This is a genomic window from Pseudomonas sp. SWRI68 (assembly GCF_014269165.1).
Lineage (GTDB): Bacteria > Pseudomonadota > Gammaproteobacteria > Pseudomonadales > Pseudomonadaceae > Aquipseudomonas > Aquipseudomonas capeferrum.
Genome location: NZ_JABWRU010000001.1, coordinates 347,937 through 363,355, shown reverse-complemented (window position 1 = coordinate 363,355; position 15,419 = coordinate 347,937). Strand labels below are relative to the sequence as shown.

13 protein-coding genes are annotated in these 15,419 nt (G+C 62.6%); 12 read left to right on the top strand and 1 reads right to left on the bottom strand.

Going from position 1 to position 15,419, the window contains the following annotated elements; genetic code table 11:
- Positions 1–69 precede the first annotated feature (69 nt).
- From gap to HU770_RS01585, 6 genes are all read left to right on the top strand, one after another.
- Positions 70–1,071, top strand: coding sequence for a type I glyceraldehyde-3-phosphate dehydrogenase (gene gap / locus HU770_RS01610; protein ID WP_186657145.1), 1,002 nt, complete (start codon positions 70–72; stop codon positions 1,069–1,071).
- 136 nt (positions 1,072–1,207) lie between these two features.
- Positions 1,208–1,720 carry a sigma-70 family RNA polymerase sigma factor gene (locus tag HU770_RS01605; protein WP_186657139.1) on the top strand — a complete coding sequence of 171 codons (513 nt, stop codon included), beginning with the start codon at positions 1,208–1,210 and terminating at the stop codon, positions 1,718–1,720.
- A 91-nt stretch (positions 1,721–1,811) separates the two neighbouring features.
- Complete coding sequence (locus tag HU770_RS01600) at positions 1,812–2,774, top strand: FecR domain-containing protein (RefSeq protein WP_033701038.1); 963 nt, start codon at positions 1,812–1,814, stop codon at positions 2,772–2,774.
- Positions 2,775–2,924: 150 nt separating this feature from the next.
- On the top strand, positions 2,925–5,513 hold the full coding sequence (locus tag HU770_RS01595) for a TonB-dependent receptor (RefSeq protein ID WP_186662935.1): 2,589 nt from the start codon (positions 2,925–2,927) through the stop codon (positions 5,511–5,513).
- 150 nt (positions 5,514–5,663) lie between these two features.
- Positions 5,664–6,257 carry a biliverdin-producing heme oxygenase gene (locus tag HU770_RS01590; RefSeq protein WP_186657132.1) on the top strand — a complete coding sequence of 198 codons (594 nt, stop codon included), beginning with the start codon at positions 5,664–5,666 and terminating at the stop codon, positions 6,255–6,257.
- A gap of 54 nt (positions 6,258–6,311) precedes the next feature.
- A complete protein-coding gene (locus HU770_RS01585) occupies positions 6,312–6,725 on the top strand; it encodes a YbaN family protein (protein ID WP_186662934.1) in 414 nt (137 codons plus the stop codon).
- Here the strand turns inward: HU770_RS01585 and arcD (HU770_RS01580) are convergent.
- Positions 6,705–8,132: an arginine-ornithine antiporter gene (arcD, locus tag HU770_RS01580; RefSeq protein ID WP_033701042.1), complete on the bottom strand. Its 1,428-nt coding sequence runs from the start codon at positions 8,130–8,132 to the stop codon at positions 6,705–6,707. The genes HU770_RS01585 and arcD (HU770_RS01580) overlap by 21 nt on opposite strands.
- A gap of 435 nt (positions 8,133–8,567) precedes the next feature.
- Between arcD (HU770_RS01580) and arcD (HU770_RS01575) the strand changes: the two genes are divergently transcribed.
- From arcD (HU770_RS01575) to HU770_RS01550, 6 genes are all read left to right on the top strand, one after another.
- Positions 8,568–9,995 (top strand): arginine-ornithine antiporter, encoded by a 1,428-nt coding sequence (arcD, locus tag HU770_RS01575; RefSeq protein WP_186657128.1) that lies wholly within the window; start codon positions 8,568–8,570, stop codon positions 9,993–9,995.
- Positions 9,996–10,027: 32 nt separating this feature from the next.
- Positions 10,028–11,281 carry an arginine deiminase gene (gene arcA / locus HU770_RS01570; protein WP_033701046.1) on the top strand — a complete coding sequence of 418 codons (1,254 nt, stop codon included), beginning with the start codon at positions 10,028–10,030 and terminating at the stop codon, positions 11,279–11,281.
- A 70-nt stretch (positions 11,282–11,351) separates the two neighbouring features.
- The gene (locus HU770_RS01565) at positions 11,352–12,362 is read left to right on the top strand and encodes an ornithine carbamoyltransferase (RefSeq protein WP_016485079.1); all 1,011 of its coding nucleotides are present in this window, start codon (positions 11,352–11,354) and stop codon (positions 12,360–12,362) included.
- Positions 12,363–12,452: 90 nt separating this feature from the next.
- Positions 12,453–13,382, top strand: a complete 930-nt coding sequence (gene arcC, locus HU770_RS01560) for a carbamate kinase (RefSeq protein WP_033701047.1) — start codon at positions 12,453–12,455, stop codon at positions 13,380–13,382.
- A gap of 56 nt (positions 13,383–13,438) precedes the next feature.
- Positions 13,439–13,807 (top strand): DUF5064 family protein, encoded by a 369-nt coding sequence (locus HU770_RS01555; RefSeq protein WP_186662933.1) that lies wholly within the window; start codon positions 13,439–13,441, stop codon positions 13,805–13,807.
- 99 nt (positions 13,808–13,906) lie between these two features.
- Positions 13,907–15,415, top strand: a complete 1,509-nt coding sequence (locus HU770_RS01550) for a sigma-54-dependent transcriptional regulator (RefSeq protein WP_186663048.1) — start codon at positions 13,907–13,909, stop codon at positions 15,413–15,415.
- The last annotated feature ends 4 nt before the right edge of the window (positions 15,416–15,419 follow it).

Below are 15,419 nucleotides of genomic sequence, written 5' to 3'. Positions count from 1 at the left end.
AACAACAAAACCGTTTCAGTGAAGCCCCTTTGTGCCACAGGCCTCACTCGGACCGCCAGAGGTAACGCCATGACCCTTCGCATCGCCATCAATGGATTCGGCCGCATAGGGCGCAATGTCCTTCGCGCACTGTATACCCAAGGCTACCGCCAGGACCTGCAGGTCGTCGCCATCAACGACCTGGGTGACAGCGCCATGAACGCCCACCTGCTCAAGTACGACAGCGTGCACGGCACCTTCGACGCCAGCGTCGAAGCCGATCATGAAAGCCTCACGGTCAATGGTGACCGTATCGCGGTCAGTGCCATCCGCAACCCGGCCGAGCTGCCCTGGAAGGCCGAAGCGATCGACGTGGTATTCGAATGCACCGGGCTGTTCACCGACCGGGCCAAGGCTGCCGCGCACCTGGCTGCAGGGGCTGGCAAGGTGATCGTCTCGGCACCGGCCAAGGGGGCTGACGCCACCGTGGTGTACGGGGTCAACCATGACGTGCTGCGCGCGTCGCACCAGATCATTTCCAATGCCTCCTGTACCACCAACTGCCTGGCGCCGATCGCCCAGGTGCTGCACCGCGAGTTCGGCATCGAACAAGGCCTGATGACGACCATCCATGCCTACACCAACGACCAGGTGCTGACCGACGTCTACCACAGCGACCCCTACCGTGCGCGCTCGGCCACCCAGTCGATGATCCCGAGCAAGACCGGCGCCGCCGAAGCCGTGGGCCTGGTGCTGCCGGAACTGGCCGGCAAGCTGACCGGCATGGCGGTAAGGGTGCCGGTGATCAACGTGTCGCTGGTGGACCTCACCGTCAACCTCAAGCGTGACGCCAGCGCCGACGAGGTCAACCAGCTGTTCCAGGAGGCCAGCCGGCACTCCAAGGTATTGGGCTACAACGCCTTGCCATTGGTTTCGTGCGATTTCAACCACAACCCGCTGTCGGCGATCTTCGATGCCAACCATACCCGGGCCAACGGGCGCATGCTGAAGGTGCTGGCCTGGTACGACAACGAATGGGGCTTCTCCAACCGGATGCTGGATAACTGCCTGGCGTTGTGCAACGCACGCTGAGCCCACTTGGCCCTGTCGCCGGCGTGCCGGCGACAGGGCCGAACGGCAATCTTTACCTTTACTAAACACATCCAGGCTTGACCTTTGGTACAGATGATAAGCATTATCATTAACCTTTCGTCGGCCAGGTCCCCCTGTGAGTCAGTCCCGGTTCAACTCCGTTTTCCTCGTCCAGCGCCTCACCCTGCTGCGTACCCTGCAACGCATGGTGGGCAACCCCAGCACGGCCGAGGACCTGCTGCAGGAAACCTACCTGCGGGTTTCCCGTGCGCTGAGCGAACGGCCCATCGAACATATCGAACCGTTCGTGTTCCAGACCGCGCGCAACCTGGCCCTCGACCATTTGCGCGCACGCCGGGTGCAGTCCCGCATGCTGGTCGACGACGTGCCCGACGAGGTGCTGCACAGTGTCGCTGCGCCCGCCAGCAGCAGCGAGGACGCCGCCCACGCCGAGCAGTTGCTCAAGCACCTGAGCGTCAGCCTCAATCAACTGAGCGAGCGCCAGCAGCGCATCTTCATCCTCAGCCGCCTGCATGGCGCCACCTACCTGGAAATTGCCGAGCAACTGAACGTCTCGGCCAGCACGGTGCAGAAGGAGTTGAAACTGATCATGGCCATCTGCATGGGCGTCGCCGACCGCCTCAAGTGATGCGACCGTCGGCCAGCCGGGCAACGCAAAGCACTTGCCACACCCGACCTTAGCCTTGATGATTCGTGAACAACCCTTGCAAGGATTCACCGTGACCGACCGCCCTGTCCCTCGCCCGACACCTGCCGGGCCCAACGCCCGTGCCCGTGCCATGGACGAGGCACTGGACTGGCTGGTACGCCTGCAATGCGCCGATGCGCACGACGCCCAGGCCTTCGAAGCCTGGCTCAGCGCCGCACCGGAAAACGCCGAAGCCTATGTTGAAGCAGAAGCGCTGTGGAATGGCACGCCATTGCACCAGGCGGCCGCGCAGCTGCATCAGGGCCAACGTCGATCCCTGCGCGGGCGCCTGCGCAGCCACTGGAAGCCCTTGGCCACCGCCGCGGTGTTGTTGATCGGCCTGTTCACCCTCGGCAACCTGCCCATGCGCCTGCAGGCCGATCACCTGACCGTGGTGGGCGAACGGCAGCGCCTGCAACTGGACGACGGCGCCAAAGTGTTGCTCAACACCAACTCGGCGTTCGCCAGTGACCTGCGAGAAGGGCGCCAGGTCGCGCGCCTGCTGCAGGGCGAGGCCTACTTCCAGGTGCCCGAGGGCGCGCAAGGGCCGCTCGAAGTCCAGGCCGGCCCGCTACGGGCCCAGGTGCGTGACACCGACTTCGCCGTGCGTTACCTCGACGGCGAAGCCCAGGTGCGGGTGCAGCGCGGTGATGTCGACTTGCAGGCCGCCAGCGACCAGCGCATCCGCCTCAGCGCCGGCGACAGCATCAGCGTCGGCCCCCAGGGCTTTGGCCAGCGCCAGCGCGCGGACATGCAAAAGGACCTGGCCTGGATCGACGGCCGCCTGGTGTTCGAGAACTGCCCGTTGAGCCAGGTGCTGGCCGAGGTCAGGCGCTACTACCCGGGCTGGATCATCAACCGCAATGCCGGCCTGGAAGACGTCGCGGTCACGGGCAACTATCGCCTCGACCAACCGCTGGAAACCCTGCGCGCCCTGGCCCACATCACCTCTGCCCAGTTGCACGAATACCCCGCTGTGGTGATTCTCAACTGAGTTGCCACTGCAGGTGCTGCGACTGCGATAAATTATTTTTACGCAATCGCGCTACCCCGCCCGTCTCGTTATAGCCAATGCAACTGATTCTTGTTTGATAACAAGAACGGTCATCACCTATAACAGTTCGCGCGTCTGGGAGCGCTTTCGATGTCCACAGGTCCAACTCGCCCGTCCACACTTTCCCGCCGCACAGGGCAATTGTCCCTGCTGAGCCTGGCCCTGCTCGCCTGCGGCGCCTGCAGCCTGCCGGCCCTGGCCGCCGAACCTGCCCAGGCCAGCAGCCCGCGCATGGGTGACTATCGCTTCAGCATCGGCCAGCAGCCACTGGTTTCGGCCATCAATGCCTTCAGCCAGGTCACCGGCTGGCAGGTCGGCTTCAGTGCCGAACTGGCCGATGGCGTCGCCTCGCAAGGGGTGCAGGGCTCGCTGCCACCGGAGGCCGCGCTCAAGCGCCTGCTCAAGGGCACCGGCCTTGGCTATCGCAAGATCGGTAACGGCAACGTGGTGCTCGAGCGCCAGACCACGGGCAATGTCATCGCCCTGCAGCAGGTGACCGTCAGCGCCACCCGCAGCGCCCAGGACGTCAGCCAGGTGCCGAGCACCGTCAGCGTGCAGACCCGCGAGCAACTGGACCGGCAGAACGTCAACAACATCCAGGACCTGGTGCGCTACGAGCCAGGTGTTTCGGTGGCCGGTACCGGCCAGCGCAGCGGCCTGAACGGCTACAACATCCGCGGCATCGACGGTGAGCGGATCCTCACCCAGATCGACGGTGTGTCGATCCCCGACAGCTTCTTCTACGGCCCTTACGCCCAGACCCAGCGCAATTACGTCGACCCCGAGATCGTCAAGCGCGTGGAGATACTGCGCGGCCCCGCATCAGTGCTATATGGCAGCAATGCCATCGGCGGCGCGGTCAGCTATTTCACCCTCGACCCGGACGACATCATCAAGCCCGGCAAGGACGTGGGTGCACGCCTCAAGACCGGTTACAGCTCGGCCGACGAAAGCTGGCTGACCTCCGCCACCGTCGCCGGCCGCCAGGGCGACTTCGACGGCTTGCTCCACCTGAGCCAGCGTAACGGCCACGAGACCGAGTCCTACGGTGGCCACAGCGGTGACGGCCTGGCCCGCACCGAAGCCAACCCGCAGGACGTGCGCAGCACCAACGTGCTGGCCAAACTGGGCTGGAACTACGCTGACGATGCGCGCCTGGGGTTCACTTACGAGCGCTACAAGGACGACCGCGACCAGAATATCCTCAGTGCGGTGGGTGGGCCGTTTGTTCCAGGCTTTGGTGGCATGGGTTATTACAAGGCGCGTAGCGGTAACGACACCATCACGCGCGAGCGCTTCGGCATCAATCATGAATTCGGCCTGGACACTCTGGTAGCCGACCACGTGAAGTGGAGCCTGAACTACCAGATCGCCAAGACCGACCAACACACCGACGAAATCTACGCGCCGCCTGGCCGTCAGGTACTGCGAACCCGCGACACCACCTACAAAGACCGCCAATGGGTGTTCGACGCCCAGTTGGACAAGGCCTTCAGCATTGGTGCAACCGATCATTTGCTGACCTACGGCACCACACTCAAGCACGAGAAGGTCACCGGTTCGCGCAGCGGCACCGGCACCTGCCTGACCGTAGGCTCTGGTTGCAGCGCCGCAGGTGCAGAGCGCCCGGCAGATGGCCAGGTGCTGGTCAGCGACTTCCCGGACCCGACCATCAACACCTACAGCCTGTTCGTCCAGGACGAGATCCGCTGGAACAACTGGACCTTCATGCCAGGCGCACGCTATGACTACACGCACATGGAGCCCAAGTTTACCGATGCCTTCCTGCGTGGCCTGGAGTCCACCGGCACGGCACCCACCTCGCAGGACGACTCGGACAAGAAGTGGCACCGCGTCTCGCCCAAGTTTGGCCTGACCTACGCGTTCAACGACAACTACACCTGGTACGGCCAGTATGCCGAAGGGTTCCGCACGCCCACGGCCAAGTCCATGTACGGCCGCTTCCAGAACCTGGAGCAAGGCTACCGCGTAGAGGGCAACCCGGGCCTCGAACCTGAAAAGAGCAAAAGCTACGAAACCGGCCTGCGTGGCAACTTCGACGCGGGTAACTTCGATGTGGCGGTGTTCTACAACAAGTACCGCGACTTCATCGATGAAGATGCCGTGCAAAGTGCCAACCTGGAGCAAACCTTCCAGGCCAACAACATCAAGCACGCCACCATCAAAGGCGCCGAGGTCAAGGGCCGCCTGAACCTGGATCACTTCGGCGCGCCGCAAGGCCTTTACACCCAGGGCTCGATTGCCTACGCCTACGGTCGCAACGATGACACCGGCCAGCCGCTGAACACCGTCAACCCGCTCAAGGGTGTGTTCGGCCTGGGTTACGAGCAGCAAAACTACGGTGGCCTGCTGAGCTGGACGCTGGTCAAGCGCAAGACCCGCGTAGACGACACCCACTTCTACGCACCCGATGGCGCCAGCGCCAAGTTCCGCACCCCGGGCTATGGCGTGCTGGACCTGACCGGTTTCTACAAGGTGACCGACGACGTCACCATCAACGCCGGCCTGTACAACCTCACCGACAAGAAGTACTGGCAGTGGGACTCGGTACGCAGCTACGACGGCCAGGGTGAGGCTGCGGTAACCCAGCCAGCCAACATGGACCGCCTAACCATGCCGGGGCGCAACTTTGGCATCAATGTGGTGTGGGATATCTGATCCCTTGGGTAGGCCTTGAGCGTTGCAGCGTCTGCCAGATCGAGCGCTGCAACCCTCAAGGCCACCACCCAAAAAACCCAGTTTTTTTACTGTCCCGCCCCCGCTATTTCGTCTTGTATCTAGACGCCCCTTTTTCCAAGGACTGCCCCCATGACCGAACGCCCAGCCCTGCGCTCCCAGCGCCTCAACCAGATCACCCACGCCCCGCACACCGAGCTGGATGCCCTGGTCAAGGCCCACGCCCCCTTCGACAGCCGTGAAAACTTCGCCCGCTTCGTGGTCGCCCAGTACCTGTTCCAGTCCGAACTCAAGGCCTTGTACAACGACCCGCAACTGATCGCCATCGTCCCCGACCTGGCCGAGCGTTGCCGCGCCGAACAGGCCCGCCTGGACCTCGCCGACCTCGACACCGAAGTGCCCAGCGCAGTCCCTGGCGCGGTACAAAATCCGAGCCTGGGCGAGGCCATGGGCTGGATCTTCGTCTCCGAAGGCTCCAAACTGGGCGCTGCGTTTCTGATCAAGCGTGCCGTGGCCCTTGAGCTGTCCGACAGCTTCGGCGCCCGCCACTTGGGCGAACCGGCCGGCGGCCGTGCCGAAGGCTGGAAACAGTTCACCCGCATCCTCGATGGCCTGGCGCTGTCGGCCGAAGAAGAGGCCGCCGCCGAACGGGGCGCGGTCGCAGCCTTCGAGCGCTTCACCGAGCTGCTCAAGCACGCCTATGCGGCGGATGCCGCGCTGGTTTGACACGCTGTACCCGGCCACCCCACCGGTGGCCGAACCGTTTTTCGCAGTGAGACCATGACCCAACCTGCCCGCTCGAAACTCGCTCGCCTGCTGTATGGAATCCTGGCTTACGTAAGCCTGGGGGTTGGCCTGGTCGCGATCGTCATTCCCGGCCTGCCGACCACCGAGTTCATCCTGCTGGCCGCCTGGGCAGCCACCCGCAGTTCACCGCGCCTTTCTGCCTGGCTGGAGAATCACCGGTTGTTCGGGCCGATTCTGTTCAACTGGCGCAATGGCAAGGTGATCCAGCGCCGGGCCAAGGTCAGCGCCACCATCAGCATGCTGCTGTGCGCAGGCCTGATGCTGGCCTTCCTCGAACACCACTGGCCGGTGTTTCTGGCTATCGGCGGCATGACCCTGGGCAACCTGTGGATCTGGTCGCGCCCAGAACAAGCTTGCGTAGCCGGGTCACAAGCTCAGCAACCCTGAATACAGGGCATACGCCGCCAGCGCAGCGCCCGCCAGCACCGCAGCGAAAATCAGCTTCTCCCACGTGGTGAACAGGGTCTGCCCCTGCTCGTGCTTGGCCCTGGCGAACAGAATCACACCGGGGGCATACAGCAGCGCCGACAGCAGCAGGTACTTGAGCCCACCGGCGTACAGCAACCACACCGCATACAGCAGGGCAACCATCGCCACCAGCAGGTCCTTGCGCCGCAGGCCCGCTTGCCCGGCGTAGGAGTCTCCACGCAGCGCCAGCAACACCGCATACGCCGCCGACCACAGGTAAGGCACCAGAATCATCGACGAAGCCAGGTAGATGAGGCTGGTGTAGGTCCCGGCCGAAACCAGGGTGATCAGCAAGAAGCCCTGGATCATGCAGTTGGTCAGCCACAGGGCATTAGCCGGCACATGGTTGGCGTTTTCCTTGGCCAGAAAGCGCGGCATGGTCTTGTCACGCGCGGTGGCGTACAGGATCTCTGCGCACAGCAATGCCCATGAAAGCAAGGCGCCGAGCAGTGAAACGGCCAGGCCGATACTGATCAACAATGCGCCCCACGGGCCAACGATGTGTTCGAGCACCGATGCCAATGACGGGTTCTGCAGCCCGGCCAGCTCCGGTTGGGTCATCACCCCCAGCGACAGCACGTTGACCAGCACCAGCAGCGCCAGCACGCCCAGAAAGCCGATCACCGTGGCCTTGCCCACATCCGACCGGCGCTGTGCACGCCCGGAATACACGCTGGCGCCTTCGATGCCGATGAACACGAACACGGTGACCAGCATCATGTTGCGCACCTGGTCCAGCACATTGCCGAACTGCGGGTTGCTCAAGCCCCAGATATCACGGGTGAAGATGTCGGCGCGAAAGGCAAACGCCGCGATGACGATGAAAATCAGCAACGGCACCACCTTGGCCACGGTGGTCACCTGGTTGATGAACGCCGCTTCCTTGATGCCGCGCAACACCAGAAAGTGCACAGCCCACAGCAGCAGCGAGGCGCAGCCGATGGCGATAGGCGTGTTGCCCTCGCCAAACACCGGAAAATAGAACCCCAGCGTACTGAACAGCAGCACGAAATAGCCGACGTTGCCGAGCCAGGCGCTGATCCAGTAGCCCCAGGCCGAAGAGAAGCCCATGTAGTCGCCAAAGCCCGCCTTGGCGTAGGCATACACGCCCGAGTCCAGTTCAGGCTTGCGATTGGCCAGGGTCTGGAACACGAACGCCAGGGCCAGCATGCCAACCGCCGTGATGCCCCAACCGATCAGTACCGCGCCGACATCGGCACGCGCCGCCATGTTCTGCGGCAGCGAGAAGATCCCGCCACCGATCATCGAACCCACCACCAGTGCGATCAGCGCGCCCAGGCGCAGCTTCTGTCCCGGTTCGCTCATGTGCCTCCCTTTTTTTCACCCGCTGTCATTCGTTTGAAACAGCCATGCCGGCCATATTAAGCGCGGTGGCTTATATGGGTTAACGCCATAAAAGCTATAGCACTAATAACTGCTTTGTCTATGCCAACCCTCTGTAAAAATTAGCAGCTGCCCAGCAACTAGGGAAGGCGCTGTTAAAACTCGAAATTCTTGTGAAAAATTTGCGAAAGCCTCAAAAACGGCTAGCTTCAAGCAGCGCAGGCCGAACAGAGCGTTTGCTCTAGTAGGACATGGAGGTGCCAGCCCACAAGGCCTGCGGCAAAGCTGTCGGCACTCTCCAGGAGCCATGTGAAGGATTTTTCCTACTTCACATGACCATGAACTGACCCACGTCAGCGAATGGCCCCGGCGTCGGATTTATTCTGTCGTCAACTTTCTCCTGGCAGGAGTTGTTAAATGTCTGATTCATCCGGAAAATTAAAACTCGGTGCGCTAGTTGCACTTGTAGTGGGTTCAATGATCGGTGGCGGGATCTTCTCGCTGCCCCAAAACATGGCGGCCAGCGCGGGGGTTGGCGCGGTGCTTATCGGTTGGGCCATCACCGCGGTCGGCATGCTGACCCTGGCGTTCGTGTTCCAGACCCTGGCCAACCGCAAACCTGACCTGGACGGCGGGGTTTACGCCTACGCCAAGGCCGGTTTTGGTGACTACATGGGCTTCTCTTCAGCCTGGGGTTACTGGATCAGTGCCTGGTTGGGCAACGTCGGTTACTTCGTGCTGCTGTTCAGCACCCTCGGTTACTTCTTCCCGATCTTCGGTGAGGGCAACACGCCCGCCGCGATCATCGGCGCTTCGATCCTGCTCTGGGCCGTACACTTCCTGGTGCTGCGCGGCATCAAGGAAGCGGCGTTCATCAACCTGGTCACCACCGTGGCCAAGATCGTGCCGCTGGTGCTGTTCACCCTGATCTGCCTGTTCGCCTTCAAACTCGACGTGTTCACCGCCGACATCTGGGGCCTGGGCACACCGGAGCTGGGCAGCGTGATGAACCAGGTGCGCAACATGATGCTGGTCACCGTCTGGGTGTTCATCGGCATCGAGGGCGCGAGCATCTTCTCGTCACGGGCGGAAAAACGCGCTGACGTGGGCAAGGCCACCGTCATCGGCTTCGTCACCGTGCTGCTGTTCCTGGTGCTGGTCAACGTGCTGTCGCTGGGCATCATGACCCAACCGGAACTGGCCAAACTGCAAAACCCGTCGATGGCCGCCGTGCTTGAACATGTGGTCGGCCACTGGGGTGCGGTGCTGATCAGCGTCGGCTTGATCATCTCGCTGCTCGGGGCCCTGCTGTCGTGGGTGCTGCTGTGCGCCGAGATCATGTTCGCCGCCGCCAAAGACCACACCATGCCGGAGTTCCTGCGCCGCGAAAACGCCAATCAGGTGCCAGCCAACGCCCTGTGGCTGACCAACGCCATGGTGCAGATCTTCCTGGTCATCACACTGTTCTCCAGCAGTACCTACCTGTCGCTGATCTACCTCGCCACCTCGATGATCCTGGTGCCTTACCTGTGGTCGGCGGCGTATGCATTCCTGTTGGCACTGCGCAACGAAACCTACGAGCAAGCCTTGGCCGAACGCAAGAAGGACCTGTTCATCGGCGCCATCGCTCTGCTGTACGCCATCTGGCTGCTGTACGCCGGCGGCGTGAAATACCTGCTGCTCTCGGCCTTGCTGTATGCCCCGGGGGCCATCCTGTTCGCCAAGGCCAAGCGCGAGGTTGGCCAACCTATCTTCACCAACGTGGAAAAACTGATCTTCGCGGCCGTGGTCGTCGGCGCCCTGGTGGCTGCCTATGGCCTGTACGACGGCTTCCTGACCCTTTGACCCACGTCTTCGCACACATGGAGGAATGAACAATGTCCGCTGAAAAACAGAAGTACGGTGTCCACTCCGAAGCCGGCAAACTGCGCAAAGTGATGGTCTGCTCCCCAGGCCTGGCACACAAGCGCCTGACCCCGAGCAACTGCGATGAACTGCTTTTCGACGATGTAATCTGGGTCGACCAGGCCAAGCGCGACCATTTCGACTTCGTCACCAAGATGCGCGAGCGCGGCGTCGATGTACTGGAAATGCACAACCTGCTGACCGACATCGTGCAAGACAAAGAGGCCCTGAAGTGGATCCTCGACCGCAAGATCACCCCTGACACTGTCGGCGTAGGCCTGACCAACGAAGTGCGCAGCTGGCTCGAAGGCCTTGAGCCACGCCATCTGGCCGAGTTCCTGATCGGCGGCGTGGCAGGCCAGGACCTGCCGCAGAGCGAAGGCGCCGATGTGGTCAAGATGTACAACGACTACCTGGGCCACTCCAGCTTCATCCTGCCACCGCTGCCCAACACCCAGTTCACCCGTGACACCACCTGCTGGATCTACGGCGGCGTTACGCTCAACCCGATGTACTGGCCGGCGCGACGCCAGGAAACCCTGCTGACCACCGCCATCTACAAGTTCCACAAGGAGTTCACCGGTGCCGACTTCCAGGTCTGGTACGGCGACCCGGACAAACAGCACGGCAACGCCACCCTCGAAGGCGGTGACGTGATGCCGATCGGCAAGGGCATCGTGCTGATCGGTATGGGCGAGCGCACCTCGCGCCAGGCCATCGGCCAATTGGCGCAGAACCTGTTCGCCAAAGGCGCGGTGGAAAAAGTCATCGTCGCCGGCCTGCCGAAATCGCGCGCCGCGATGCACCTGGACACCGTGTTCAGCTTCTGCGACCGCGACCTGGTCACGGTCTTCCCGGAAGTGGTGAAAGAGATCGTGCCGTTCATCATCCGCCCCGACGAAAGCAAGCCTTATGGCATGGACGTGCGCCGCGAGAACAAGTCGTTCCTCGACGTGGTCGGCGAACAACTGGGCGTCAAGCTGCGCGTGGTCGAAACCGGTGGCAACAGCTTCGCCGCCGAACGCGAGCAGTGGGATGACGGCAACAACGTGGTGGCGGTAGAGCCCGGCGTGGTCATCGGCTACGACCGCAACACCTACACCAACACCCTGCTGCGCAAGGCCGGTATCGAGGTCATCACCATCAGCGCCGGCGAACTTGGCCGGGGCCGTGGCGGCGGCCATTGCATGACCTGCCCGATCGTCCGCGACCCGCTCGACTACTAACGACCATCACACCCGGCCGCCTCCACAAGACTGCGGCCGGGCACCTCACCGAATTCAAGGAGAAACCGTCATGGCGTTCAATATTCACAACCGCAACCTGCTCAGCCTCGAACATCACACCACGCGCGAGCTGCGCTACCTGCTGGACCTGTCCCGCGACCTCAAGCGCGCCAAGTACACCGGTACCGAACAGCAGCACCTGAAGGGCAACAACATTGCCTTGATCTTCGAGAAGACCTCGACCCGCACCCGCTGCGCCTTCGAAGTCGCGGCCTATGACCAGGGCGCCAACGTCACCTACATCGACCCCAACTCCTCGCAGATCGGCCACAAGGAAAGCATGAAGGACACCGCCCGCGTGCTCGGGCGCATGTACGATGCCATCGAGTACCGTGGCTTCAAGCAGGAAATCGTCGAAGAACTGGCGAAGTTCGCCGGCGTGCCGGTGTTCAACGGGTTGACCGACGAGTACCACCCGACCCAGATGATCGCCGACGTGCTGACCATGCGCGAGCACAGCGACAAGCCACTTCACGACATCAGCTACGCCTACCTGGGCGATGCCCGCAACAACATGGGCAACTCGCTGCTGCTGATCGGTGCCAAGCTTGGCATGGACGTGCGCATTGCCGCGCCGAAGGCGCTGTGGCCGCATGACGACCTGGTCGAACGCTGCAAAAAGTACGCTGAAGAAAGTGGCGCCCGCATCACCCTGACCGAAGACCCGAAAGCTGCGGTCAAGGGCGTGGACTTCGTGCACACCGACGTGTGGGTATCGATGGGCGAGCCCATCGAAGCCTGGGGCGAACGCATCAAGCAGCTCAAGCCTTACCAGGTGAATGCCGAACTGATGAAGTCTACCGGCAACCCGCGCACCAAGTTCATGCACTGCCTGCCGGCCTTCCACAACTCCGACACCAAGGTCGGCAAGCAGATTGCCGAACAGTACCCGGACCTGGCCAACGGTATCGAAGTGACCGATGACGTGTTCGAGTCACCGGCCTGCATCGCCTTCGAGCAAGCGGAAAACCGCATGCACACGATCAAGGCGATCCTGGTGTCGACCCTGGCTGACCTCTAAAGGCCACACCGGCCCCGATGGCGCGCGGGCTTGCCCGTGCCCCATCGGGGCTGCGTCGACCGTCAAAATTCCCGATAAAGGACATTCCCCATGCGTATCGTTGTTGCATTGGGCGGCAACGCCCTGCTGCGTCGCGGCGAGCCCATGACCGCTGACAACCAGCGCGCCAATATCCGCACCGCCACCGAGCAGATCGCCAAGATCCACCCCGGCAACGAGCTGGTCATCGCCCACGGCAACGGCCCGCAGGTAGGCCTGCTGTCGCTGCAGGCGCTGTCTTACAAGCCCGACGAAGCCTACCCGCTGGACGTGCTCGGTGCCGAGACAGAAGGCATGATCGGCTACATGATCGAACAGGAGCTGGGCAACCTGCTGGCGTTCGAAGTACCGTTCGCCACACTGCTCACCCAGGTTGAAGTGGACGCCAACGACCCCGCTTTCAAAGACCCGACCAAGTTCATCGGCCCGGTCTACAGCAAGGAAGAGGCCGAGCGCCTAGCCAAGGAAAAAGGCTGGGTGGTCAAGCCCGACGGCGACAAGTACCGCCGCGTGGTGGCCAGCCCCAAACCCAAGCGCATCTTCGAGATCCGCCCGATCAAGTGGCTGCTGGAAAAGAGCAGCATCGTGATTTGCGCCGGCGGCGGTGGCATCCCCACCATGTACGATGAAAACCGCAAGCTCAAAGGCATCGAAGCGGTCATCGACAAAGACCTGTGCTCTGCCCTGCTGGCCGAGCAATTGGAAGCCGACCTTCTGATCATCGCCACCGACGTCGATGCGGCCTACATTGACTGGGGCAAGCCCACGCAAAAAGCCATTGCCCAGGCCCACCCCGACGAACTCGAACGCCTAGGCTTCGCCGCCGGCTCCATGGGGCCAAAGGTGCAAGCGGCCAGTGACTTTGCCCGTAACACCGGCAAAGTGGCGGTGATCAGCTCGCTGGAAAACATCGAGGACATCGTCAAAGGCACCGCGGGCACCCGGGTTTCCACCGCCACGCCTGGGATCAGCTACCGTTGAATGCAGTGGGCGGGCGCCTGGCGTCCGCCATTTTCGACCTTCCAAAGGAGCTTGCCATGGCCCAGTACCACCCTGGTCATGTACACATCGAGCGCAGCGCGCTGAACACCCATGACCACAGCTATGACCTGAACATCGAATACGAGGCAGCGTCGGATCCCAAGGAAGGCAGAGGCATTCAGTTCCACATGCATGGCAGCATCGAAGGCAAGACGGTGGACGAAAAGTTCTTCCTGGCCAAGGACCAAGTGCTGCCCAGTTTCCTCATGCTGTTGACCCGCAAGGCCCAGTCCTACCTGGCCCCGCCGAAGAAATTCGAGAACCTGGGGTCGCCGCACAAGATCTATGACTTCATGTTCAGCGATATTCGCGAAAAACTCGAGGTGAAGTCGGGCGACCCGATCAAGCCTGAACATCTGGAGTAACAATGAACTGGGGCTGCTGTGCAGCCCCGGCAGTGTTGGGCCAAGCCCACCTATCAAGGCATACTACGGCCCTCCCCGGCCATGACCAACCGCCTCCCCATGCGCATCCACGTCAGCTTCATCGACCGCGTCGGCATCACCCAGGAAGTCCTCGCCCTGCTCGGTGCCCGCCACCTCAACCTGGACGCCGTGGAGATGGTCCCGCCGAACGTCTACATCGACGCCCCAACCCTCAGCCCCGCCGTGCTCGAAGAGCTGCACGACGCTTTGTTCGACGTGCAAGGCGTGCAGTCGGTGGATGTGGTCGACATCCTCCCGGGCCAACGCCGCCACCTGCAGCTCGATGCCCTGCTCGCGGCCATGAGCGACCCGGTACTGGCCGTGGACAGCGCAGGCCTGGTGTTGCTGGCCAACCCAGCGCTGATTGCCCTGTGCGGGCGCGAATCGGCCGGGCGCTCGGTGGGCGAACTGTTCGGCGACAACGGCCTGCTGCAGGCCCTGCAGGACAACAACTTCCACCTGCCGATGCGCGAAATGCAGCTCAACGGCCAGAGCCTGTTGCTCGACGCCACGCCCATCACCAACGCCGGCGGCCTGCTGACCCTGTACCCACCGACGCGCATGGGGGAACGCCTTTCGGCGTTGCACCATGACCATGCTGAAGGGTTCGACGCGCTGCTCGGCGAATCACCGGCCATCCGTACCCTCAAGGCCCGCGCATTGCGTGTGGCGGCCCTGGATGCGCCCTTGCTGGTACACGGCGAGACCGGCACGGGCAAAGAGCTGGTGGCCCGTGCCTGCCATGCCATCAGCAGCCGCCACGCTGCGCCGTTTCTGGCCCTGAACTGCGCCGCGCTGCCCGAGAGCCTGGCCGAGAGCGAGCTGTTCGGCTATGCCCCAGGCGCCTTTACCGGCGCGCAACGGGGTGGCAAACCCGGGTTGATGGAGCTGGCCAACCAAGGCACGGTATTTCTCGACGAAATCGGCGAAATGTCGCCGTACCTGCAGGCCAAATTGTTGCGTTTTCTCAGCGACGGCAGCTTCCGCCGCGTGGGGGGTGACCGTGAGGTGAAGGTGGATGTGCGGATCATCAGCGCTACCCACCGCGACCTGGAGCACATGGTGGCCGAAGGCACCTTCCGTGAAGATTTGTTCTACCGCCTCAACGTGCTCAACCTGCAAGTGCCGCCCTTGCGTGACCGTGGCCAGGACATCCTGATGCTGGCGCATTTCTTCATGCAGCAGGCCTGCACACAGATTCAGCGCCCCGCTTGCCGCCTGACCCCGGCCACCCATTCGGCGCTGCTGGCCAACCCTTGGCCAGGCAACGTGCGGCAATTGCAGAATGTGATTTTCCGCGCGGCGGCCATTTGCGAGAGCAACCTGGTGGACATTGGCGACCTGGACATCGCTGGCACCTCGGTGGCCCGTGGCCAGGATGGCGAAGTGGCGAGCCTGGAGCAGGCCGTGGCGAACTTCGAACGGGAGCTGTTGCAGCGCTTGTATGCCAGCTATCCGTCGACACGGCAGCTGGCCGGCAGGCTGCAAACTTCACACACCGCCATTGCACAGCGGCTGCGCAAGTACGGCATATCGGGAAAATCATAAGATT